The 23,639-nt window shown below is 61.7% G+C and carries 21 protein-coding genes; 15 read left to right on the top strand and 6 right to left on the bottom strand.

From position 1 onward, the window contains the following. Positions 1 to 81: 81 nt before the first annotated feature. Genes DMB86_RS18530 through DMB86_RS18520 form a run of 3 tightly spaced genes read right to left on the bottom strand, consistent with a single transcriptional unit; the run spans position 82 to position 4,738 of the window. The gene (locus DMB86_RS18530) at positions 82 to 609 is read right to left on the bottom strand and encodes a hypothetical protein (RefSeq protein WP_129545593.1); all 528 of its coding nucleotides are present in this window, start codon (positions 607 to 609) and stop codon (positions 82 to 84) included. A gap of 23 nt (positions 610 to 632) precedes the next feature. Beyond that, complete coding sequence (gene mobF / locus DMB86_RS18525; RefSeq protein ID WP_113719074.1) at positions 633 to 4,184, bottom strand: MobF family relaxase; 3,552 nt, start codon at positions 4,182 to 4,184, stop codon at positions 633 to 635. Continuing rightward, complete coding sequence (locus DMB86_RS18520) at positions 4,181 to 4,738, bottom strand: hypothetical protein (protein WP_129545592.1); 558 nt, start codon at positions 4,736 to 4,738, stop codon at positions 4,181 to 4,183. The genes mobF and DMB86_RS18520 overlap by 4 nt, the downstream gene beginning before the upstream one ends. 569 nt (positions 4,739 to 5,307) lie before the next feature. Between DMB86_RS18520 and DMB86_RS18515 the strand changes: the two genes are divergently transcribed. From DMB86_RS18515 to DMB86_RS18445, 15 genes are all read left to right on the top strand, one after another. Beyond that, positions 5,308 to 5,970 carry a GntR family transcriptional regulator gene (locus tag DMB86_RS18515; protein ID WP_236783388.1) on the top strand — a complete coding sequence of 221 codons (663 nt, stop codon included), beginning with the start codon at positions 5,308 to 5,310 and terminating at the stop codon, positions 5,968 to 5,970. A 133-nt stretch (positions 5,971 to 6,103) separates the two neighbouring features. After that, positions 6,104 to 7,450 carry an enolase C-terminal domain-like protein gene (locus DMB86_RS18510; RefSeq protein ID WP_113719071.1) on the top strand — a complete coding sequence of 449 codons (1,347 nt, stop codon included), beginning with the start codon at positions 6,104 to 6,106 and terminating at the stop codon, positions 7,448 to 7,450. After that, complete coding sequence (locus DMB86_RS18505) at positions 7,447 to 8,931, top strand: aldehyde dehydrogenase (NADP(+)) (RefSeq protein WP_113719070.1); 1,485 nt, start codon at positions 7,447 to 7,449, stop codon at positions 8,929 to 8,931. The genes DMB86_RS18510 and DMB86_RS18505 overlap by 4 nt, the downstream gene beginning before the upstream one ends. 11 nt (positions 8,932 to 8,942) lie before the next feature. Next, positions 8,943 to 10,130: a fumarylacetoacetate hydrolase family protein gene (locus tag DMB86_RS18500; RefSeq protein WP_113719696.1), complete on the top strand. Its 1,188-nt coding sequence runs from the start codon at positions 8,943 to 8,945 to the stop codon at positions 10,128 to 10,130. Between the two features lie 154 nt (positions 10,131 to 10,284). Next, positions 10,285 to 11,511, top strand: coding sequence for an IS4 family transposase (locus tag DMB86_RS18495; RefSeq protein WP_113719069.1), 1,227 nt, complete (start codon positions 10,285 to 10,287; stop codon positions 11,509 to 11,511). A 296-nt stretch (positions 11,512 to 11,807) separates the two neighbouring features. Continuing rightward, positions 11,808 to 12,647, top strand: a complete 840-nt coding sequence (locus DMB86_RS18490; RefSeq protein WP_171814559.1) for a transporter substrate-binding domain-containing protein — start codon at positions 11,808 to 11,810, stop codon at positions 12,645 to 12,647. Between the two features lie 174 nt (positions 12,648 to 12,821). Next, positions 12,822 to 13,406 carry an amino acid ABC transporter permease gene (locus tag DMB86_RS18485; RefSeq protein WP_236783347.1) on the top strand — a complete coding sequence of 195 codons (585 nt, stop codon included), beginning with the start codon at positions 12,822 to 12,824 and terminating at the stop codon, positions 13,404 to 13,406. Continuing rightward, complete coding sequence (locus DMB86_RS18480; protein WP_113719066.1) at positions 13,399 to 14,088, top strand: amino acid ABC transporter permease; 690 nt, start codon at positions 13,399 to 13,401, stop codon at positions 14,086 to 14,088. Before DMB86_RS18485 ends, DMB86_RS18480 begins: the two co-directional genes overlap by 8 nt. A 14-nt stretch (positions 14,089 to 14,102) precedes the next feature. Further along, entirely contained in the window at positions 14,103 to 14,825 is a 723-nt protein-coding gene (locus DMB86_RS18475) for an amino acid ABC transporter ATP-binding protein (RefSeq protein ID WP_113719065.1), read from the top strand. A gap of 49 nt (positions 14,826 to 14,874) precedes the next feature. Beyond that, the gene (locus DMB86_RS18470) at positions 14,875 to 15,909 is read left to right on the top strand and encodes a zinc-dependent alcohol dehydrogenase (protein WP_113719064.1); all 1,035 of its coding nucleotides are present in this window, start codon (positions 14,875 to 14,877) and stop codon (positions 15,907 to 15,909) included. Continuing rightward, on the top strand, positions 15,906 to 16,673 hold the full coding sequence (locus tag DMB86_RS18465) for an SDR family NAD(P)-dependent oxidoreductase (protein WP_113719063.1): 768 nt from the start codon (positions 15,906 to 15,908) through the stop codon (positions 16,671 to 16,673). Before DMB86_RS18470 ends, DMB86_RS18465 begins: the two co-directional genes overlap by 4 nt. Before the next feature lie 258 nt (positions 16,674 to 16,931). Continuing rightward, complete coding sequence (locus DMB86_RS18460; protein ID WP_113719062.1) at positions 16,932 to 17,843, top strand: fumarylacetoacetate hydrolase family protein; 912 nt, start codon at positions 16,932 to 16,934, stop codon at positions 17,841 to 17,843. Beyond that, entirely contained in the window at positions 17,844 to 18,602 is a 759-nt protein-coding gene (locus tag DMB86_RS18455; RefSeq protein ID WP_113719061.1) for an SDR family NAD(P)-dependent oxidoreductase, read from the top strand. A 432-nt stretch (positions 18,603 to 19,034) separates the two neighbouring features. Next, positions 19,035 to 19,709, top strand: coding sequence for a bifunctional 4-hydroxy-2-oxoglutarate aldolase/2-dehydro-3-deoxy-phosphogluconate aldolase (locus tag DMB86_RS18450; RefSeq protein WP_113719060.1), 675 nt, complete (start codon positions 19,035 to 19,037; stop codon positions 19,707 to 19,709). A 47-nt stretch (positions 19,710 to 19,756) separates the two neighbouring features. After that, positions 19,757 to 20,671 (top strand): sugar kinase, encoded by a 915-nt coding sequence (locus tag DMB86_RS18445; protein WP_236783346.1) that lies wholly within the window; start codon positions 19,757 to 19,759, stop codon positions 20,669 to 20,671. A 245-nt stretch (positions 20,672 to 20,916) separates the two neighbouring features. Here DMB86_RS18445 and DMB86_RS18440 read toward each other — a convergent pair whose 3' ends face one another. From DMB86_RS18440 to DMB86_RS18430, 3 genes are all read right to left on the bottom strand, one after another. Continuing rightward, positions 20,917 to 21,975, bottom strand: a complete 1,059-nt coding sequence (locus DMB86_RS18440) for a DUF4192 domain-containing protein (RefSeq protein ID WP_171814558.1) — start codon at positions 21,973 to 21,975, stop codon at positions 20,917 to 20,919. A 99-nt stretch (positions 21,976 to 22,074) separates the two neighbouring features. Next, entirely contained in the window at positions 22,075 to 23,043 is a 969-nt protein-coding gene (locus tag DMB86_RS18435; RefSeq protein WP_129545591.1) for a hypothetical protein, read from the bottom strand. Beyond that, on the bottom strand, positions 23,043 to 23,519 hold the full coding sequence (locus tag DMB86_RS18430) for a hypothetical protein (RefSeq protein ID WP_113719056.1): 477 nt from the start codon (positions 23,517 to 23,519) through the stop codon (positions 23,043 to 23,045). The genes DMB86_RS18435 and DMB86_RS18430 overlap by 1 nt, the downstream gene beginning before the upstream one ends. Positions 23,520 to 23,639: the final 120 nt, after the last annotated feature.

Here is a 23,639-nt window from a genome sequence, read left to right as displayed (position 1 = left end):
GGCTACGTCATTTGTGCGGCGAAGCCACCTGTCTGCCCTGAAACGCCCTCCGGGCTTCGGCTCCCGTAGCTTTGGCCCTGATCATGAGGCGGAGAGCGCAGGGGCGACGGCCAGACAATCAATCGACCGTAGGTGGTACGTCGCAGGCCATGGTGCTCCGACCTGAATTTGATTTGGATCGGGCCGGATGAGCAGGACCGTTTCTGGCCAGATTGAAAACAGGCAGGGCTCGATCCAGGCAGTCTGAACATATCCGAACTTTTCCCATCGGATGGTTGCCCATGAGCCGGTTGGTTGGACTTCTTGAAATCCGAGGACCGTTATGACCGCCGTCGTGCTGTGCTCATTTTGCGTTCGGGTCAGGAACTCCCACTGCCTGTCGGCGAACTGTTGCCATCCAGTTTTCTTGTGGATGAGCGCGGACCATCGCCACGTAAGGAACGCGCCTCCAACAATGACGATTGCCAGGGAGACCCAGGCGCCGACTTTCGGAGGCCATGCCAAAACGATGATGGATACGACGCAAACGAGGATGACGGCAAGGATGGTGGTCGTCACCACCATCGGGGTGGTGGCGATGTGCGGCTTGACCATTGGGTTGTTATCCATGGGCTTTCCCTCCCGCCTTCATTCTAAATTTCCCATCCGACATTGGTAAGGCCGGTTTCAACTGAAACTGCCGGGGCTGTCGGACCGTCCCCATCGCGGTTGCCGTTCTCGATCGCGGTGATTTCGGCTTCGAGGCGCCGGCGGTCCCGGCCACGGTCCCATTCGTAGTCGGCCGGGGGAGGGCCCAATGGATCCTGAGCGTCGCCGACCAGCCAGCGGTCACGGTACACGGCGATGCCTTCCACCAAACGTATGCGATCCGCGACGGGGGTGGATTCCGGGAGTGCCTCCGTCACTTGCCGGACCCAAGACTCTGTGCCGGAAAGCGCCTTCAACCTCAGCTGTTGAATCCTGCCGTTTGCAAGCTCACGTACTTGGTCGACCATGGCCGACAGGTCGGCGCGCTCGATGGGGACAGTCTCATAAAGCCATCCGTCAATACCGTCTGAATTGCGGTCACCGATTGCTCGGAGACGAGCGTGGATGACGGCCATCAGATCCTTCGCGTCACCGCGGCGCCGGATGGCTTGTGCCAGGGTTGTAGCCGCCACGCGCGGCTCGGCGACCGTGGCGCGCCGCCAGGCGGCGACTCCTGCACCCCATGAAGGCGAGTGTTCCAGAATTCCGGCGATGCCCGGCAAAACACGTTCGAGAGAATTCTCCAGGTCCTCGGCTGCGGCGATTTGGGCGAGGTAGTCGTATTCGGCGGCAAGCTGATGGAGGGTATTGGCGCTTTCCCTTTCCTCATCGCCCACTTCGTGCGCTGTCCGCTCGACACCCTGCGCGGCAAGGACTTCGCCGATGATTTCAAGCCATGTCGACTTGTCGGCGTCGTGCAGTTCCTCGTCGGGGGCGGGATTCGTTTCGCAGATGTAGGCGGTGTTGGCTTCCCTGCCACGGGTCATGCCCACATAGAACAGCTCACGCGTCAGGCAGCCTTGCGTGAGGAGGGTGTGGCTGGTGTCCACGGTGACGCCCTGGGAGCGGTGCGCCGTCGTCGCATATCCCAGCTCCACCGACTCGGCCAGGTATTCGCTGGTGAGCTTGATGCCCACGCCGGTATCGAGGCGCCGGCCCACAATCGACCCGTCACGTCCCGGCTTCGCGCTGAGTTTGATAAGCGTGCCGTTGCGGATGAAATCCCCGGATTGGTCTGTGAGTCGCCGGTCGTTCTTGCGGGCGATCACCGTGTCCCCGCAGCCGGCGCTGAGCCCGTCACTCAGACGCACCACCCGCCGCGCGTCAACAAGTCCCTGGTCCACCAGCTCCGCGTGGGCGCGCTCGTTGAGGTCTGTGACGGTGTCGTTGTCCGGTGCGATCAGAATGGAGGCCCGGCCGGCATGAGCGTCCTCGATCCACCGCCCGTACGCCTGGTCGATCATCTCCATGTAGTCGCCGTGATGAAGGCGTCCATGCGCCTCGTACGGCTGCACCCCCTTGAAGTTGCCCGCCCGCAACAGGAGCGACGCCGGCCCCTCCCACTCGTGGCGGAACCGCCGCACGCTGGTCAACTGGATCGCTTGGCCTTGCCGGTCCAGCCACCCCAGAATCCCTCCGGCGTCGATCGCATCTAGCTGGGCAGGATCACCAACCATGACAATCTTGGCCCCGGCATCACGTGCCTGATGCACCAGCCCCGCCAGCTGCACCGTGGAAACCATCGACGCCTCATCCACAATCACCAGCTGGTTGCGCCGAAAACTCCACTGCTCCTGCCGCATCGCCAAGTCCGCCATCCGCTGTGACCTTCGCAGCCGCTGCCACGATGTACCGGAACGGGACGCTTCCAGGTCCCGGAACCGCTCCGCCCGCCCTGCCGCACCCTGCCCGACAGACTCGTACAGCCACTTGGACACATTCTCCGCTGTCAGCCCCAGCATCCGGCCCAGCACATCTGCGCTTGCTGCTGCTGGGGCGAGTCCGACGACGCTTCCCGCACCGTAAGCCTGTTCCCAGCCGTCGCGGATGGCCGCCATGGTGGTGGTCTTGCCTGACCCTGCGGGACCGACGACGGCGTCGAGGAACCTGCCACTGGACAGCACCTCGTGTACCGCGGCAAGTTGGTCCGGCGCCAGTTCTGTCCGGTCCACCGCCAGCCCCGCGTTGGTGAGGAACGTGTCGGCGAGGTGGGGCGCGATGGCGGGGGCGCCGTCGTCGTTCCTGGTGTTCATGACCAGCTGCTCGTTGGCGAGGATGCCGGCGTCCGTGTAGAGGCGGGCGCCGGGGAACTCGAAGACGGCGTGGCCGGCGAAGGCGACGTCGCTGCCGGCGTCCACGGGGACCGTGTAGCGGTAGGGGTTGAGCGCGACGCACTGGGATTCGGCGGCGGTGGCGACGGCGTCGATCATGTGGCGGCGATCGGCGGGTGAGGCGCAGCGGATTTCGGCGCAGACGCGCTCCGCCTCGGCGAGCAGGTTCCACCGGTTCCAGGTGGCGCGGCGCCCGGCCACTTCCTCGCGGGCGGCTGCGGCTGCGGCGGCGACCCATGGCTCGGTGAGGTCGGCCGAGGTGACGGGGCGTTCGTGGGAGCGGTTGATGGTGTGGCGGATGACCGTGGCCGGTTCGAATCCTAACTTTTGGGCGCGGACCCGCCAGTCGGCGGCGAGCTCGCTGAGGGGAGTGGGGTCCTTGTCCTTGGCCTGGCGGGTGGACAGCGTGGCCTGCTGGCGGAACTTGGTCACGGTGGTTCTGGTCGGTGGGCTGTCGTGGGTCTTCTCCCAGGCCTGGACGAGCCTGTTCGTTTCTTCATTGATGAGGTGGGAGCGGCTGGAGAATTCCTGTATCAGCTTGTCGTCGACGCCGACCAGCTCGTGGCGCGGGTTTCGCTCGCGGCTGGCGGGCGGGCGAAAGCCGGGGATCGCGCCGAGGCGTTCCTGGAGGCGGTCGAAGAGGAGGCCGTTGTAGTGAACGCTGGCGGAGATGGTGGCCTTGTAGAGTGTGCGTGAATCCAGGCTGGACCAGGCGCCGTCTGTGGCCCGCTGGACCCGGTTGGCGATGACCACGTGCGTGTGGAGCTGGGGGTCGCGGGCGCGGGATTCCCAATGGTCAAAGGCCGCGGCCACGGCGCCCTTGGCCCCGACGTGGGCGACGCCGCCGCGGCCGGTCCTGGTGTGGATGGCTTGGGCTTCGAGCCATTCGAGGACTTCATTGACGGCGTCGTGATGGGCTTCGAGGATTAGCTTCTGGATGTCCTTGGGGGCGAGCGCCCAGATAACGGACACGGACTTGGGGACGCTGAAAGTCAGGTCAAAGCCGGCAACGGCGGCGCGCTTGATTTCCTCGCCGTTGCGGTGCGCGACGGTGGTTTGGCCATGGGGGCGGCCGAGCGGCTGGTGGGTGTCCGGGTGTTCGGCGTTGCTGAAGATGGAAGTGGCGTCGGCGTTGGTCACCTGGTCCATGGGTTGGCGGTTGATGCCTTCGAGTCCTTTGCCGATCCAGCGGCCCGGGGGAGTGCCTGCCTTCATGTAGTAGCCTGTGGCGTCGCCCGGGGTGAGCGGGACGTCGTCGCGCATGGTGGTTTTCAGCAGGTACTTCACGCCTGCGTGGGCGGTGAGGCGGGCGATGGAGACGGTCATCGCGCGCGGGCTGGCATGGTGGTGGGCCAGCCGCGGCGGCGGTAGATGTCCGCGGTGGGCCGGTCGAGCGGGATGCCGAGGTGGTCCGTGAGCTGCAGGAGGCGTGCCGCCAGCCGCATGAGGTCCTGGGCGTCGGCGTTTTGGGCGTGAAGGATGCGGGCGACTTCCAGGCGCAGCTCGGTGGTTTGTGCCTTCGCCTCGGCGAGTTCGCCGCAGAGGTCCACGTTGACGGCGGCCAGATGGTGCAGCTGGGTGAGCTGCTGGTCGATGGTCTTGTCGCGTTCGAGGACGGCGTGGTGGAACTTGTCCTCCGCCGAGGAGGATTCCCTTTTGAGCTGCCGCTGGTAGTCGGTTTCTGCTTGGAGCAGCCTTTCCTGGGCGTTGGCGCGTTCGACGGCGACCAGGGTTTGCCGTGTTGCCCGACTGGTGGCGCGACGCTTCTCGGCCCGCCTCCGGTCGCGGCTGGCCCGGGAGCACGACGGTGAACAGTACAACTGGGTTGGCCGGCCCGGTTCAAAGGCGCCCAGGCATTCCCGACACTTTTGCGTAGACATGCATCTTCATGGGAATCTCGGCCGGAAACTCCATGACTGCCCGCGACAGTTCCCGCCGCGGGCAGGACCTTGGATGCCAGACGTGTGAAGCTGCGGACATACATGCGGCGTGAAGCTGCGGACATACATGCGGCGTGAAGCTGCGGACATACATGCGGCGTCAACAATTTGAGCCATGACTGGATGGTGGAAACGTGACTGACGCAAAAAGAGAGAGAGCCGGAGTCGACGTTGGTGTACGGGCGTGGCCGCGGCACTGGGCATGGAGTGCTTCTTGGTTATGGATCAGTTCGGCATTGGCATGCACTCTTAATACCGTACGGCGCTCCCTTGCTACTTCCGCTAAGTAGCCTTCGCGTTTTGGACTTTAGGACGGCCCGATGACAAAAATGCCAGCAGGTACACCAAAGAGTTTGTGATCGTATCCCCATCCTGCCACCTCGACGCAGGTAGCCTATGATTCCCACATCAATCTAGACCGCCCGATTCAAAGAGGTAAACGCGTGCCCCTACATCAATCGTCCGATACTTCCAAAGGCAAGGCAGCTGTGAGCGATGTCTACGCTGCCATGCGCGCCACGATCATTAGAGGTGAAATTGAACCCGGCACGCGAATCAACATCGATGCGGTTGCGCGCAACTTGGGCGTCTCCCAGACACCGGTCAGGGAAGTCCTCCAGAGGCTGGAAGGTGACAATCTGGTGGTCTACACTTCTGGACGTGGGTACAGCACTACGCCCCTCCTGGACCTAGCTGGATTGCGCTCCCTCTTTGAATTCCGGCTTCTGGTGGAGCCTTGGGCGGCACGGTCCGCGGCCGTTGAACGCCTTGCGAACCCGGCCGCAGCGCTGAAAGAGGATCTGGCGGCTTTCCAGCGCACCATGGAGGTCAGCGACGACGTTCGGCAGGACCTGGTTGCCCATGACACCCGTTTCCACGATGTCATCCTCGAGGCGGCTGGGAACCTCGTGGTGCGGCAAGCTCTCGCGCAAACTCATTCCCACCTGCATACCTTTCGCCTCTACCCGGCAGACATTGCCGGTTCCACCACCGTGTCCGAGCACCTGAAGGTGGTGGAAGCGATTGGCGCCTGCGAGCCTGACAAGGCCGAGGAGGCAATGGCTGAGCACATCAGGAACTCCTTCATGCGATTTGCCCAGGCCTTCGAAGGCAATAGACCCGCCTTGCCACTGGAAGGCGGCAAGCATCCGGGGAAGCACATCGTCCCTTAGCGCGAGGCGCTGCCGGATGGCGGGGCACCACGATTCTCCTGAATACTTGATCCGAGTCACATCTCCTATATGATTATGAAGATTCATATAGGAATTGCGATTCCGCATCGCAACGCTCAGAGAGAAGACAACCGTGGCAACCATCACCAATATCCACACACAGGACATACGCTTCCCCACATCCCTGGACCTCGATGGCTCAGATGCGGTCAACGTTGACCCCGACTATTCCGCTGCGTACGTCGTCATTCGCACCGATGCAGGCGACGAAGGCCACGGCTTTGTGTTCAGCTGCGGGCGAGGGAATGAAATCCTTCTTAACGCCATTGACAGCTACGCGAAGTTGCTGGTCGGGCGCGACATTGAAGAACTCATTTACGACCTCGGGGGCGCCTCCAGACGGCTGATCCACGATTCGCAGCTGCGATGGCTCGGTCCAGAAAAGGGCGTTACCCAGATGGCCTGCGGAGCGCTGGTCAGTGCTCTTTGGGACATCCGCGCCCGTCGTGAAAACAAGCCGCTGTGGCTACTGCTCAGCGAGATGCCCGCAGAGGAGATTGTCGATGTCGTCGACTTCACCCACATTCGCAACGCACTCACGCCGGAGCAGGCACTGGACATCCTGCGGGCCGGAGACGATGGAAAGGCCGCGCGCATTGCCTCGCTCAAAGCCCACGGGTACCCCGCCTACACCACATCGCCCGGGTGGCTTGGCTACAGCGACGAAAAGCTGGTCCGCTTGAGCAAGCAAGCTGCTGCTGATGGCTTCTCCATGATTAAGTTGAAGGTGGGCGGTGACATCAATGATGACCGCCGCCGGATGGCTCTGGCCCGCCAGGCTGTGGGCGATCTGCCGATCGCCATTGACGCCAATCAGCGGTGGGAAGTTGCGGAGGCCATTGAATGGGTGAACCAGCTCGCCGAGTTTAACCCCTACTGGATTGAGGAGCCCACCAGCACCGACGACATTTTGGGTCACGCAGATATCCGCAGGGGCGTTGCACCCGTGCGGGTGGCCACAGGGGAGGCCGTTGCGAGCCGGATCGTGTTCAAGCAGTTGTTGCAGGCGGGTTCCATCGACGTACTCCAGCTGGATTCCACCCGGGTGGGCGGCGTGAACGAGAACATCGCCAACCTCCTTCTCGCCGCACGCTTCGATGTCCCCGTATGCCCGCATGCCGGTGGCGTGGGCCTGTGTGAACTGGTCCAGCATTATTCGTTCTTCGATTACGCTGCCATCACGGGGACCCAAGACGGCCGAATGATCGAGTATGTGGACCACCTCCACGAGCACTTCGCTGAACCGGCACTAATCGTCAAGGGCCGCTACGCCGCACCGAAGCTGCCAGGCACGGGCGCCGAAATGATCGCTGCTTCACGCTCGAAGTGGGAGTTTCCAGCCGGGGCAGGGTGGCTCGAAGTCGGCAGCCGGGCCGCGGTGACGGGCGCAAACGTGGCCGCCGCCGGAGCGCACCAATGACAACCACAATTGACAAGCTCAACACGGTTGTCGAGGCGGCCCACGCAGCCTTCGAAAAGGGCCGTAATGCACAGCCCGAAACCAGGGCGTCATGGCTGGAAGCTGTGGCTGTTGGGCTAGAAGGCAATGCTGATGCATTGGTGGAAATCGCCGATCAAGAGACCCACCTTGGTGAGCCGCGGCTTCGCGGCGAGTTGAAGCGCACCGTCTTCCAGCTGCGGCTCATGGCTGCGGAGGTCACCGGAGGCGGGCACTTCGACGCCACCATTGACCACGAGGAACCAGACTGGGGCATGGGCGCCCGGCCGGACCTGCGCCGGCTGAACATACCGATTGGCGTCGTCGCGGTCTTTGGGGCCTCCAACTTTCCATTCGCGTTCAGCGTCATGGGTGGTGACAGCGCCTCGGCCCTTGCGGCCGGCTGCGCCGTGGTGCACAAGGCCCATGACGGACACCCGAATCTCGCTGTGCGTGTGGCTGGGATTGTTACTGCCGCACTGGACCACGCCGGGGCGCCGTCGGGCCTGTTCTCACTCGTCACGGGCCGGCCGGCAGCGGAGGCCCTGGTGGACCACTCTCTGGTCAGGGCCATCGGATTTACAGGCTCGACGGCAGGCGGTCGGACACTATTCAACCGAGCCGCCGCTAGGGCCGAGCCCATTCCCTTCTTTGGTGAACTGGGCGGCATCAATGCTGTTTTCGTCACCCCGCAGGCTTGGAATGCCCGGCGGGACGAAATCCTCCTAGGATACGCGTCGTCGTTCACCATGGGCATGGGCCAGTTCTGCACCAAACCCGGACTTCTATTTATTCCGGGGGGCCAGTTGGATACTGTCCGAGAGGTGCTCAGGAATGCGCTCGCAGACTTTGCACCTGCTCCGATGCTAAGCCCGCGGCTCCATGACGGCTACCGGGAGTCTGTGTCGGATTTGGGCAACACGGGAGGGGTGGAGGTCCTGGTCGCAGGCGACTTTGCCGAGGCACCGATGCCGACGGTGCTCCAAACAACTGCCGGGGCCGTGCGCAACGACCCCTCCATCCTGCGCCAGGAAATGTTCGGCCCCGCCAGCATGGTGGTGGAGTACAACGACGAATCGGAGCTGCCGGAAATGGCGCAGCTTCTTGAGGGGCAGCTGACCACCACCCTCCAGGCTGAGCCGGGCGACGACGTCGCCGAGCTGTCCGCCAGGCTGACGGACATCAGCGGCCGGGTGCTTTGGAACGGATGGCCAACGGGAGTCACCGTCAGTTATGCCCAGCACCATGGCGGCCCGTACCCCGCGACGACGTCGGCCACCACGTCCGTGGGAACGGCTGCAATCGGCCGTTTCCTCCGACCAGTGGCATACCAGTCCTTTCCGGCGGAGCGGCTGCCCGAACCGCTACAAGACTCCAATCCATGGAACGTTCCGCAACGGGTGGACGGGGTATGGCGAATGCCAAAGGTTAGTGTTCGAGCCGCAACGGGTGGGGGCCTGTGATGATCGCGCAAATGAATGCCGAAGGAGGGTCAGTGCTGCCCGATGATGCAGCCCAGGCATTACTCATCGGACGTGTCTGGGACGTGGAAACTGCCGGTCCGCGGGTGGTTGCCGTACAGGAAGAAGGAGTCTTTGACCTTCAACACCTGGCTGTCACAGTGTCTGAGCTGCTGGATCATCCGGATCTGACTGCCTACGTGCGTTCCGGCATGGACGCGCCGCGGTGGAAAACGTCTGAGATCGTGGAGGCATCATTGGCCCAGGACATGGCCCGTTCCCATTTTCTGGCGCCGGTAGACCTGCAAGTCATCAAAGCATGTGGTGTTACGTTTGTCGACAGCATGATCGAGCGCGTCATCGAAGAGCGCTGTGGCGGAGACGCAAGCCGGGCCATGGAGATTCGCGAGTTGGTGGGACAGGCTCTCGGCAGCAGTATCTCTGCCATACGGCCAGGCTCTCCCGAGGCTGCAGAGGCCAAGAAAGTGCTGATCGCCGAAGGGCTCTGGTCGCAGTACCTGGAAGTGGGCATCGGTCCAGACCCGGAGGTGTTCACCAAGGCCCCGGTTCTTTCCTCAGTCGGCGTCGGTTCAGGGATCGGCATCCCCTCGTTTTCGGTGTGGAACAATTCGGAACCCGAGCTGGTGCTCGTGGCCACCTCCGGGGGCGCCGTGGTGGGTGCAACGCTGGGAAATGATGTCAACCTGCGAGATGTGGAGGGGCGGAGCGCCCTCCTGCTCGGAAAGGCGAAGGACAACAATGCGTCTAGCGCCCTAGGTCCGTTCATCCGCTTGTTCGATGACTACTTCACCCTGGAAACTTTGCGTCAGGAGGAAATTCTTTTGCGAGTGGAGGGCCCGGACGGCTATCTGCTTGAGGGGCACAGTTCAGTGTCAAGGATCAGCCGGCCGTTTGAAGAACTCGTTGAGGCAACGTACGGTTTGCATCACCAGTACCCGGACGGATTCGCGCTGTTCACCGGAACCCTTTTCGCCCCGACGCAGGACCGGGACGAACCAGGACAGGGGTTCACACACCACATTGGCGACGTTGTAACCATCCGCAGCTGCCACCTTGGTACGCTAGTTAATCGCGTGGGTGCAGCCGAAGAGCTGCCAGCATGGTCGTATGGACTGCGACAACTTTTCCGCTATTTGCAGGACCATGACCGCGTTCACGGAGTCGCACCCAGCCAGCCGTAGCCCCCCGGAGCGGCGCGGTCAGCGCCAACTGGGATCGACAAGGATGACGGTGGACGGCGAACCGCCGTCATCCTTCAGTCTTGCGACAATAACCCGGCAAGTGACATTTAGAGTCAATGCCGTTTACTTAGCACGTGTGTGTTAATCTTTCGGCATGGCGCGTAGTGGATGGGTGACCCCGGAGGGTCCCGAACGGTTGACTGACCACGTTTCTATTGGCGTGCTGACGCGGGTCTTCCCGGCTGACGTCGTGGATGCCGTGATCGAGCACACGGGGGCCTTGGAGCGGCGGACCCGGTTGCTGCCCTCACGGCTGATGGTCTATTACGTCATGTCCCTGGCCCTGTTCGCCGACAGCCCCTATGAGGAGGTCATGCGGTCGCTGCTGGCCGGGATGGAATGGCTGAGCGGCCGGTTCCGTGAATGGACGATGCCAACGAAGGCGGCGATCTACAAGGCCCGCACCCGGCTCGGGTCCGCGGTGATGGTGGAGCTGTTCGCCGAGGTCGCCCAGCCGTTCGCGGCCCCGGGAGGGGCCGGGTTCTACAAGGGCTGGCGGCTGGTGTCCGTGGACGGGACCACCCTGGACCTGGCCGACACCCCCGCGAACGAGAAAGCCTATGGGCGGCCCGGGACGAAGACGGACTTCAAGTCCGCCTTCCCGCAGGCAAGGGTGCTGGGCCTGGTGGAGTGCGGCACCCACGCCTCCTTCTCCGCGGTGGTCGCCAGCTACAACACATCCGAACACGACATGTACCCGGCACTGATCGCGGATGTGGCCAAGGACATGCTGCTGACCTCCGACCGGGGCTTCTTCTCCTATACGGCGTGGAAGGACAGCCTCGACACGGGTGCGGCACTGTTGTGGCGCATGAAGGCCAACTGCGTGTTGCCGGAGTACGAAGACTACCGGGACGGCTCCTATCGTTCGGCCGTGTATCCCTCAGCCAAGGACCGGGGCAAGGACACGAACGGGATCCCGGTCCGGGTCATCGAGTACGAGGTCACCACCGCGAAGGAGGACGGCACGGAGGAGGTCAGCGGATTCCAGCTGATCACCTCCATCCTGGACCCGGCCACCGCCCCCGCTGGGGACCTGGCGGACTTGTACGCCAAACGCTGGGAAATCGAGTCCAGTTTCGGCGAGCTCAAAACCCACCAACGCGGCCCCGGTGTGGTGCTGCGGTCCAAGACACCCGACGGGGTGCTGCAGGAAATCTACGGCCACCTCTGCACGCACTACGCCATCCGGTCCCTCATCGGCGAAGTCGCCGCAGAATTTGACGAAGACCCTCTGAAGTTCTCCTTCACACGCACGATCCGGGCAGCACGGCGATCCCTCGCCGGGCGTCCGGCCTTTTCCCCCTCACAAACTCGCTGAAGCCTTCGTCGTTTTCTGCCGGGAAATTCTCCACGAATTCCTGCCGCCCCGGCGGGACCGCACCGTCCCACGCGCAGTCAAACGCAAAATGTCCAAATGGCCTGTCAAAAAAGTGCCGAAAGCTAAGTAAACGGCATTGCATTTAGAGTGAAACTTGACGCAGATCACAGGTCCTATATGATGCTAGTAGTTCCTATATGATTCTTAGCCCTTGTGACGTGAGCGGATGGGGATCGTTGGGATTGGATCCCAACTCATTTTCTTTATTGCAGCAATTGATAATCAGGAGATTACCCATGTTCAGAGCAACACCGAAGTTGTTACTTGTTCCGGCCGTTGCGTTGGCCCTCGCTTTGTCCGGCTGCACATCCAGCGGTGCGTCGAATGGCACCGGTTCCGCTGCCTCGTCGGTCGCTGACAGCCACCTGACGAAGATTCTCAAGTCCAAGACGATCAAGATTGCCGTCAGCTCCGACTCGCCAGGTTATGGAGTGATGAATGCGTCCGGGGACCATGAAGGCTTCGACATTGACGTCGCCAATGCCCTCGGTGCCTCCCTCGGTGCGAAGGTTGAGTTTGTTGCCGCCACGAATGAGAGCCGCATTCCCTTGCTTCAGACTGACAAGGCGGACGCCGTGATTGCTACATTCACTGCATCGGATGTGCGCGCTCAAGTCGTGGACATGTCTGAGCCCTATGCGGCAAGTTCCACGGTCTTCATGGTGCCGGCCAACAGTCCAATCCACAGCTACGCGGACCTCGACGGCAAGTCGGTGGCAACCTCTAGGGGCAGCGTCGGCGAGCAGATCCTGAAGGCTAGCTTTCCCAAGGCGCAAATAACGGGTTTCAACACCACGGCTGATTCCATCCAGGCGCTCAAGAGCGGCAAGGTTGACGCCCTCATTGAAAACAACGCCATCGTTGGCGGTCTCGTCAAGGATGATCCCACCTTGTTTAAGGTTCTCGAGGGCGCCCCGATCAAGCCTGCACTCTTCTCGATTGGCGTCAAGCAGGGCGACCAGACGTGGCTCAACTACCTCAACAACTTCATCCGGAACTACACAGTGTCCGGACAGAACGAGGCTTCCCTGCAGAAATGGTTTGGGCTGAAGCTTCCCGCCTTCCTGGCCTACTAACAACTTTCGGCAAGTGCATGGCGGCAGGGGTGAACGCCCTGAGGGGCTTCACCCCTGCTGCCATTCACAGGATAGGACCCTTTGCGCATGGCTCTATATTATGGAGACCTTCTCCCGTACAGTTCACTACTTCTCCAAGGGCTCTGGACCGCTCTGTACATCACGCTCATTGCCATGGCTGCCGGGAGTGCACTGGGCGTATTGCTGTACCTTGGGAAATCCGGCCCGGTAAAACTCGTCAGCATACTCTGCACCTGCTACATCGAGGCGATCCGCAACACGCCCCTGCTGGTACAGCTTTACCTGATTTACTTCGCGCTGCCTTCGATGGGCATTAACCTCAACCCCATCTGGGCGGCCCTCATCGGCTTGACGCTAAACAACGCGGCATATACGGCCGAGATTTACCGTGCCGGCTTCGAATCGGTTCCCAAGGGACTGCGTGAAGCTGGAAAGGCTCTTGGCATGAAACCCGTACAGATCGTCCGCTACATCATTTTGACCCCGGCCACGCGGAACGTGTTTCCCGCATTGACCAACCAGTTGATTCTGCTGTTCCTGGCTTCATCGATTGGATCCATCATCTCGCTCCCTGAATTGACGAACGCGATCATGACTGTCAGCAACACAACCTACCGGACCATTGAGGTGCTCACTGTGGGCGGCCTACTTTACCTCGGCGTATCCGCCCTGATGTCCGTCGCCTCCAAGCGCGCTGAAACAACGCTCTTCCGATGGGCGGTGGGCACCCATGTTTAGGGCCTTTGACTGGCAAGACGTCATTCCCCTGCTCAAGGGGGCCTGGCTGACCATTCAGCTGTGCGCCGTCTCCGGAGTGCTGGGAATCATTTTCGGAGTAATCCTTGGCGTGGCCAGGACCTCGCCAAGCAAGATCGCACGCTGGATCAGCACCATTTACGTCACCTGTGTTCGCGGCATTCCCATCCTGGTCATTATATTCTTCATCTTCTTCGGAGTTCCCCTGCTGTTTCCCGGCCTGGAGTTGGACAAGTTTGTCTCCGCCGTTATAGCGCTGACCTGCTTTGCGGCAGCCTACGTGGCTGAAATTGTGCGCGGCAGCATCGAATCCGTCCCCAAAGGGCAGAGTGAGGCAGCAGAAGCGCTGGGCCTCAATTACTGGCTGAAGCTGAGGTACGTGATTCTCCCTCAAGCCACGAAAATCATGGTCCCACCCGGCGTCGGCTTCATCATCGGGCTTGTCAAGGATTCTTCCCTGGTGACCGTTACCGGGCTGATTGAACTCACTCATGCCGGAAATATCGTCACCAACCTGACAGGTGACCCGATCAAGACCTTCCTTGTGGTTGCTGTAATGTACTTCGTTATTTGCTACGGAATCTCCTTGTTGGGGCGCCTTTACGAAAAACGGACCGGTATTCACGTGGAACCACTCAAACTTCCAGAGACCGCAGGCGTTTAGAACGGAATGAATCAGTGATTTTTGTTGAGAACCTAAACAAAAAGTATGGGCCTATCCATGTGCTCAAGGGAATTGATTGCCATATTAGCGAACGGGAGGTGGTCTGCGTCATTGGCCCCTCAGGCTCGGGAAAGAGCACCTTTCTTAGGTGCATGAACGGGCTGGAAACGATTACCTCCGGCAGCATCGTCATCAACAAGCACCGGCTTGATGATTCAAAGTCTGACATTAACCTGATCCGGCAGGAGGCCGGAATGGTCTTTCAGCATTTCAACCTCTTCCCCCACCTCAGCGTCATCGACAACGTCATGTTGGCCCCGCTCAAAGTAGCCAAGACAAGCAAGGCCGAGGCACGCGCCAAAGCGGAGACGCTGTTGGCAAAGGTGGGTCTTGAAAAGAAGATGAACGCCTTCCCCGGGAACCTTTCGGGTGGCCAAATGCAGCGGGTTGCCATTGCCCGGGCTCTGGCCATGAACCCCAAGATCATGCTCTTTGACGAGCCAACATCTGCACTCGACCCGGAAATTGTTGGCGAAGTGCTGGCTGTCATGAAGGACCTGGCCAATGAGGGCATGACCATGGTCGTTGTCACCCACGAAATGGGGTTTGCCAGGGAAGTTGCCGACAGGGTGCTTTTCATGGACGAGGGATTGATCGTCGAGGAAGGAACGCCGGAGCAGATTTTTTCGGCCCCCCAAAACGCCAGAACGCAGGGATTCCTTAGCAAAGTCCTTTAGGGCCGGCACCACACACATCTTCCAGACCAATGCAAGGAGCTTCTTTCCCATGACCGCTGCCACCTACAACGGATCACGAACATTCGGAACAGTTGAGCCCGTGTCGGTGCCGCCACGGGCCGGCGAAGTACAGATTGCCGTGTCCTACACCGGATTGTGCGGAACGGATCTGCACATCTTTCACGGAGATATGGACGCACGCGTCAACATGCCCGCGATCATTGGACACGAGATGTCTGGTGTCATCGCTGCGGTGGGTGAGGGCGTGACCAAGTGGGCGGTTGGCCAGCCGGTTACCGTCATGCCAACGCTGTCATGCGGCGAATGCGCAGCATGCCGGCGAGGGCACTCGCACATTTGCCACAAGCTGGATTTTGTTGGCATCGACTCGGCAGGCTCCCTGCAGAACTACTGGAATGTGCCCGCGAAAATTGTCGTTGCCCTTCCCGGGGACCTCGCCTTAGACGAAGCGGCGCTCATTGAGCCTACCGCCGTGGCCGTCCACGACGTCCGCCGCTCAAGGCTGGCCGCGGGCGAATTTGTTGTGGTCATTGGGGGAGGACCGGTGGGGCAACTTATCGCATCGGTAGCCCTCCAGCGGGGGGCCCGCGTAGTGCTCGTCGAGCTCGATCCTGCGCGGCGGGCCATCGCCCAGGAATGGGGCATCAATGCCATTGACCCGCGTGAGCAGGACCTGGTGGACCTTGTCGTGGAGGAGACTGACGGCGCGGGAGCCGACGTCGCATTCGAGGTCTCCGGATCCGCCGCGGGCGTCAATTCCGCGGTGGAAGTGCTGACCACCAGGGGACGGCTGGTGATGGTTGCGATTCATCCGAAACCTAAGGAGATTGACCTGCACCGGTTCTTTTGGCGTGAACTGGAGATGTTCGGGGCCCGCCTCTACCAGCGGGAGGACTTTGAAGAGGCCGTTCGCCTGGTCGCCGATGGATCCATCCCGGCTCGTCGTCTGATCTCGAGGGTCGTTCAGCTGGACAACGTGCAGGAGGGCTTCCTGGCTTTGGAGTCGGGCGGCAACATGAAGGTCCTCGTCGACTGCCGCGCCCATGCGGAGGTATCCGCATGAGCGCCGGGGGCCTCTTTGACCTCACGGGTCAAACAGCTGTTGTTACCGGTGCACGCCGGGGCATTGGCCTTGCCATGGCCGTCGCCCTGGCCGATGCGGGAGCCGACATTATTGGTGTCTCTGCCAACCTCGAACCCGAAGGCAGTGTTGTCGAGAAGCGAGTTAATGAGCTTGGCCGCCGGTTCACGGGGATCCGGGCCGATTTTGCGGATCGTGCGGCTGTCCGCAAGCTAGCCGGTGAGCTAACCGATTCAGGTCCCATCGACATCCTTGTCAATAATGGTGGCACGATTGCCCGAACACCCGCGGCGGAGCATCCTGACGACATGTGGGACCAGGTCATTGAAGTGAACCTTTCCAGCCAGTTCGTGCTGAGCAGGGAAATCGGCAGGGCCATGATTGAGCGGGGCAGCGGCAAGATCATTTTCACGGCGTCCCTGCTTAGCTTTCAGGGCGGTATCAACGTGCCTGGTTACACTGCGTCGAAATCCGGCATTGCCGGGTTGACCAAGGCTCTCGCCAATGAGTGGGCACCCCTCGGAGTCAACGTAAACGCAATTGCACCCGGTTACATTGCCACTGATAACACGCAGGCACTCCAAGATGACGCGGTCCGTGAGAAGAGCATTCTGGATCGTATTCCGGCTGCGCGGTGGGGGCAGGCCGAAGACCTTGCCGGCTCAGCTGTTTTCCTCGCATCGCGCGCATCGGACTACGTCAACGGCGTCGTCCTTCCAGTTGACGGCGGATGGCTGGGTCGCTGAAATCAATTTTTGGGATCGAACGGGGTACGAGCGCAAAGAACACCTGCTGGTGGGGACGTTTTACCGGAGTTCGCCGGTGTCACAGGGGGATGCCTCTGTCTACTTCAGGTGCAGTTTGAGTACGTATCCGGTCAGCATTCCCTGTCTGACCCCACCGCAGAGCGGCGTTGGTGCTACCACGGCCTCCGCATCCAAAGCCGCAATGGGTTCGCTCGTCGCTTGGCTACCAATTTTTTTACAAGATATGGAGAAGAGATTTTGAAGATTTCACGTCTTGGCGCCCCAGGCCAGGAAATTCCCGTAGTCATCGCCCCTGGGGCCGACGGCGTGGAGCGCTGCTATGACGCCCGTCCCGTAACGAACGACATTGATGGCGAGTTCCTGGCGGGCGGCGGGATAGCGAAACTGCGGGGCGCTGTCGTACGAGGCGAACTCTCTGTCCTGGCCGCTGCCGATTCCCTGCGTATCGGGCCGCCAATTGCACGGCCGAACAACGTCATCTGCATCGGCATGAATTATGCCGCGCACGCTGTCGAATCCGGCGCCGAACCACCTACGATCCCCGTCGTGTTCCTGAAGCCGAACAACACTGTCACTGGGCCTTTTGATGCCGCCCCGATCCCTCCGCTGTCCGCCAAATATGACTGGGAGGTGGAGCTGGGCGTGGTCATTGGGCGCGAAGCAAGCTACCTGGCCAGCGTCGAGGAAGCCGGGGATGCAGTGGCCGGCTACTTGGTGGCCAACGACCTCTCCGAGCGTGAATACCAGATCCCGGGCGCTGCCGGGCAGTGGACCAAGGGCAAGTCCCTGCCGAAGTCCACGCCGTTAGGCCCGTGGCTGGTGCCCGCCTCCGACGTCGATGCCAATAGCCTCCAGCTCAAGAGCTGGGTGAACGGCGAACCCCGCCAGGACTCCAACACAGCCGATCTGATCTTCGATATTCCCACGATCATCCACCACCTGAGCCAATACATGGTGCTCGAACCAGGCGACGTCATCCTCACCGGTACTCCTGAGGGCGTCGCGCTCTCGGGCCGCTTCCCCTACCTCCAGGATGGTGACGTCGTGGAAATGGAAATTGCCGGACTGGGTCTCCAGCGCCAGGAATTCTTTCGGGCCGGACCTGCAAACACAACCGATTCGATTACGGCTGCCACCAAGGGAGAATGAATGGACCAGGAACTGACAGACCTTAGCGCCGTCGTTACCGGCGGGGCCTCCGGCATCGGCGCTGCGATCGCCGCGAAGTTGCAGTCCATGGGCGCACAGATTGCGGTCCTTGACCTCAACCCGGCCGACCTGCCCGAAGGCCAAATCGGCTTCGCCTGCGACGTCTCAGACGACACCTCGGTCAAAACGGCCATTGAGGGAGTCGTTGCAGCGTTTGGCGGCGTCGACATTGTGATCAACAACGCCGGAATCGGTGCACAGGGCACCATCGAGGCCAATAACGACGACGAATGGCACCACGTGTGGGACATCAACGTCGTCGGCATGGTCCGCGTATCTCGCGCTGCCCTGCCGCACCTGCGCAAGTCCGCCGCCGCCGCGATCGTGAACACCTGCTCCATCGGGGCCACCGCCGGGCTGCCGCAGCGCGCACTGTACTCTGCCACGAAGGGTGCAGTGCTGTCCTTAACACGGGCCATGGCCGCGGACCACCTGCGCGAAGGCGTGCGGGTCAACTGCGTGAACCCTGGCACCGCGGACACCCCCTGGATTGGAAGGCTCATGGACGCTGCCTCGGACCCCGTTGCCGAGCGCGCCGCCCTGAACGCCAGACAGCCGCACGGACGCCTGGTTAGAGCAGACGAGGTCGCAGGTGCCGTTGCCTACCTGGCCAGCCCGCTGTCCGGGTCCACCACCGGAACCTCCATCGCCGTCGACGGCGGCATGCAGGCACTCCGCCTGCGGCCAGCAGAGCAGTAGAGGGGGGACAACAACAGACCCACCTTGACAACCGCGCGAGGGCAACAGGAAGTGCGAGTCTGATCAGGGGGAGGGGTTTGCCGGGTCGATCAGGCAGTGATCTCACACTGGGATCGTTTTGTCTGTAGCGCTCTCGCCGGACAACAGTCCTTTTGGAGTGGATCGATCTGCCGGTTGGAGGTGTCGTGGTTTCAAAACAGGTGTGAACAAGCATTCCAGGGCGTTCGATCCAGATTTGGTAAAAATGGTCCCACTTTTGTAGAAGGCGCGGCTTCGGCAGATCGTTCACCACAGCGCTGGCGCTCGACGGCCATCTCCGCCAAACATGTTTCCTTTGCCGGATATCGTCGATGCCCTCGACATACCGGTTAGTGAATTGGAGAATCACGAGGTTCTTTACACCAATCCAATAGTTACTGAAAGGTATTGCTCATGTCCCCCAACTCAGTTGAGACCCACTTTCCCCGGCCCGCGCCGTCGAACATCCTGCTTCAGACCCGCGTCGTTGCCGTTCTTCGTGCCCAACATGCGCGCGAGTACAACCCCGTCATTCAGGCCCTGGTCGACGGCGGAGTGCTGAGCATTGAACTCACCCTCAGCACCGACGGCGTCATCAACGAGCTTCCCCGATTACGTGCGGAGTTTGGACCGGTAGTGGAAATCGGCGTGGGGACGGTGACGACAGTTGATCAAGCCCACGCAGCCATGGAGGCCGGTGCCGATTACCTCGTAACGCCCATTACCGATCCCGAAATCGTCAAGGCAGCCGTCAAGCGCGGCATACCCATCTTTCCGGGCGGGCTGACACCGACCGAATTGCACAAAGGGTGGACCCTGGGCGGCACGGCCGTGAAGCTGTTCCCAGCCTCCACAGTTGGACCGGCATACATTGCGCAGCTCCGCGGGCCCTTCCCGGATATTGCGGTAGTTCCGTCAGGAGGCATTGCCATCGACGACGCCCCGGCGTGGATCCGGGCCGGCGCACTGGCTGTGAGCCTTGGCGGTCCTTTGATTGGCGACGCATTCAAGGGAGGATCCCTCGCCCGGTTGACCGAACGGGCAAGGCTCGTTCGCCGGCTAGTCGATGAGACGGGTTCTGCGAAATGAGGTGCCCCATCTCAGCTGCCCCGTATGTTCTGACGTTTGGGGAGACAATGGCCCTCATCAAGTCCGACCAGCCAGGTCCGTTGGCCCACGCCACCAGTTTCAGCCCGAGTATCGGCGGTTCCGAGTCCAACGTCGCCATCGGCCTGCAGCGCCTGGGGGTCGACGCCCACTGGTGTGGAAGGGTCGGCGACGATGCGCTGGGCCAGTTGGTGGTCCGCGAAATCCGTGCCGAAGGCGTCAATGTTCACGCCACAGTCGACGCTGCGGCTGCCACCGGCTTGATGATCAAGGAACGCCGCACCTCGTCCCTGCAAAACGTGATCTACTACCGAAGTGGAAGCGCCGGATCACGGATCCAGGCCGACGACATTCAGACCGACCTTATTGCCGGTGCTGCGCTCCTGCACATTAGCGGCATCACCCCAGCTCTTTCAGTTCAGGCCGCGGCGACAGTGCAATATGCCATCGACACCGCCCGGGTGACCGGCGTACCAATTTCGCTGGACCTGAACTACCGCCGTGCGTTGTGGTCCATGGACGACGCTGCAGCAGCATATCGACAATTGATCCCCCAGGTGGATATCGTCTTTGCGGGGGACGACGAGGCCATCATTGCGGTGGGTGACTCCGACGGGCCAGTCGATTTAGCTAAGAAGCTGGCTGCGATGGGACCGGCCCAAGCCATCATCAAACTCGGCGCCGACGGAGCCCTCGCCATCATCGACGGGGTCGAATATAACCAACCGGCCATCCGCGTCGATGCCCTGGATACCGTCGGTGCCGGTGACGCTTTTGTGGCTGGATACCTGGCAGAGTTCGTCACGGGCCAGATACCAGAGGTACGGTTGACGACGGCCGCGAAAACCGGAGCCTTTGCCTGTCTGGTCCCCGGCGACTGGGAAAGCGCCCCTCGTCGGAACGAACTGGACCTATTGGGCACGAAAGAGCCGGTCACACGGTAGCTCGTCTCCCGGGCGACCTCAGCTGGTTGCGAACCTAATATTTGAAACATGGGGGCAGGCTGTATCAAGTATCAGTTTCACATCGTTTACAAAACGCATGACCAGGGGACCCGCCGCACACTGCTGTTGGGTAGTGGCCAACAACCTCGGCACCCACTAATCGCAGAAGGGGTGGGTGAGCGTTCGCGCCATCTTGGGATACGGGTCCTAAGTAGTTGACGGATTCTTGTCCAACGGCATCAGTTCTACGCCATCCCCATGCCACCGATTTCTGGTCCGCGGGTGTGTGGCGGCTGGTAGGCGGTTTGTTTGTCGGTGGCCCAGTCTGAGAGGATGCCGTCGCGGACGAGGTGGTCGGTGAGTTGGGCGAGGCGGTATCCGGGGTCGGCTTCGAGGGCGCGTTGGAAGCATTGGTGGGCTTTGCTGCCGTGGCCTTCCCACCATTGGATGACGCCGAGGCTCGTCAGCACGGGTGCAGCATCGGTACCGTCTGTGCGCATGTAGAGCTGGAATAACACTTCGGAGGCGCGCTCGACGCGCTTCCAGTGAGGGCTTTGTTTGGTTTGGCCCAGGAGTAGGTCGCGCATGCTGTCCTCGATGCCGGGGATGTCGGCGAGGAGCCGGTCCCTCACGCTAATGAACTTGAGGTTGGCGATGAGCTCCGCCGCCTCGTCGTCGGTAGGCTCGCCACCGCCGTCGAGCATTTTGTTCCAGAGTGTCCTAGCCCGTTCAGTGGCAGTCCGCGGGGTCATCGCCTCGATTCGGAAGCAGTGCCGCATCACTTCGGTGCTGAGGGCCGGGCGCGCCATGACAGGGATGTGGAATCCGGGGGACGTTTCAATGCTGGATCCTCGGAAGACGAGTTCGGCGTTGAGTTCACTGGACAGGATCCGCTCCAACGGATGGCTGGGCGCGGAGTCGTCGCCCATGCGCAAGTAGTTGGTGAACGTCGTTTCCCCAACCAGCCAACCGTCACGGACGATGACGCCTTGTTGGCTGAGCCTGCCCGTCAGCTCTTCCATGACGTCTTCGTGCGGACGAATTTCCCCAGGCTCCAAGGGTGCGTGGGTAAAGATGCCGAACACGACTGCAGTTGCCTCCCTGTCAGTGGCGACGTAGCGCAGGATCTGCTCGACGAAATGGGCAGTGTCAGCGCCTGGCGACGGGAGGTCGACCCTGAGGGTGGAGCCGATGCGGCGCCGGTCCAAGATGACGCAGACGAGGCTTTCCTGCGGCCAAAAGCCCAGGCTATGGCCCATGAGGGCGATGAAGTCGTCAGGGGTTTTGATGCTGAGCTTTTCCATGATGCCTCCACATGGCGGTGCGGCTGGCTGATACCGGCAACACATGTTCATGGTGGGGAGGCGTGCTAACTACATGACCGTGTCCTGGCGAGTGTCGCTTCAGTGCCCTTGGAGGAGCTGCTCGGCTTGGTTGACGAGGACGCGGTCTCGGGGGAGTAGCGTCATGCCGCGCAGCTGGCAGTCGCGGATCTCGATGACGCGGCGGTGCAGGTGCGCCGTTGTGTGCCCTGTGACCGGGTCGAGAAGGGGTGTCCAACGGTTGCGGAGCAGGTATTTTCGCTCCGTGCTGCTGTGGCGCCACACCGGGGTCAGCAGAACCAAGAGCCAGCGCGAGCGGATATTGCGCCGCAGGAGTTCCGGCGATTCGCGGAAACGCGGCAGCATCAGTCCGATGCTGACCAGGAGCACGGCCAGGGTTTCAAAGATGGTGAAGGACCAGTTCAGCACACCGAGTAAGGCGCCACTATGTCCCGGGGATTCCTCGAGCATGCCGAGTGTCAGCCGGTTTCCCAGCGCCAGGGCCATGAAGGCGCAGCCGGCGCCGAAGCAGCCGAATCCCGACTTGAACGTTCCGCTCTTCATCCGGGGGAGGAAGCGCAGGCACGTCAGCGCCGCGTCGGCGCAGACCCAGATGATGAATGCCGAACCCATCCAGAGGAACAATTGCATCCCTGGTTGGTTGCCGTAGGCCAGCGGCAGGTTCTGGTTAGTTACGTCCACGTGGCTGGCGGAGAAGCCGGCGACGACGCACGTGCCGGCCACGGCGATGGCCACGCGTCCGCGCACGAGGTGGCGCCGCCGTCGTACGTTGTCGGTGATGGCGGCCAGCACGGTGGCGGTGTGGAATTGCCAGAAGCTGGTCATGATGGCGATGACCAGGACCAGACCGATGTGGTTGCGGCCGCCGAGGAGCGGATCTGCCGCGTTGTAGACGGCGGGGATGAACAGTGTGCAGGCGAGCGCGGCGAAGAACGTGGCGCGCAGGACGGAGGCGCGTTCCTTGTCCCGGGCGGTGGGGATCCGGACGAGGGTGAGCAGCCACAGCATCGCGGCCGGCACGTACTCCATTAGCCAAAGACCTGGTCGAAGCCGGCGGGGTCGCCGGTGGCATCCGGCGTGTGGTGTGCGATGCGGGCTGTCAGGAGGTCTGCCAGGTATTCCGCGGTGGCTTCGGCGTCGTCGACAAAGCTGCTGCGGCCCAGCGTCATGAGCGGCGGTTCCGGGAAGCCGGGCAGGTGCATAAGTTCAAGCGATGTCGCGGTGAACTGGTGGCCCAGAATCAGGTGGGCGAATTCGTGGAGGACGATTTGCTGCAGGTGCCATGTTGAGCGGACAGGGGCATGGACGACGACGTTGATTCCTTCGTAGAGAACCCACCATCCGCAGAGGTCGTCTCCGCGCAGGGTGGCGAGTTCCATGACAATGATGGGGTGGCCACATTTGGCTTCGATCCAGGACTGGATGGCGTGCAGGCTTGGGTTGGGTCCAAGGTCCAGCTGGCGAATGGCTTTCCGGGCCTCGTGGCGGATCTTCCAGCTACTCACTGCAGGGCCTTGGTTCGACGCTGCGCACGGCCGCCATCTTGCCCATAAGAGCGCTTGGCCCGTGGGGCGCCGGGAATGGGCCATACGCCGATGAGTTGTGCTTGGCGGCCGCCGGAGTGC

The organism is Arthrobacter dokdonellae (genome assembly GCF_003268655.1).
GTDB lineage: Bacteria > Actinomycetota > Actinomycetes > Actinomycetales > Micrococcaceae > Specibacter > Specibacter dokdonellae.
This window is presented reverse-complemented; position numbering and strand designations above follow the sequence as displayed.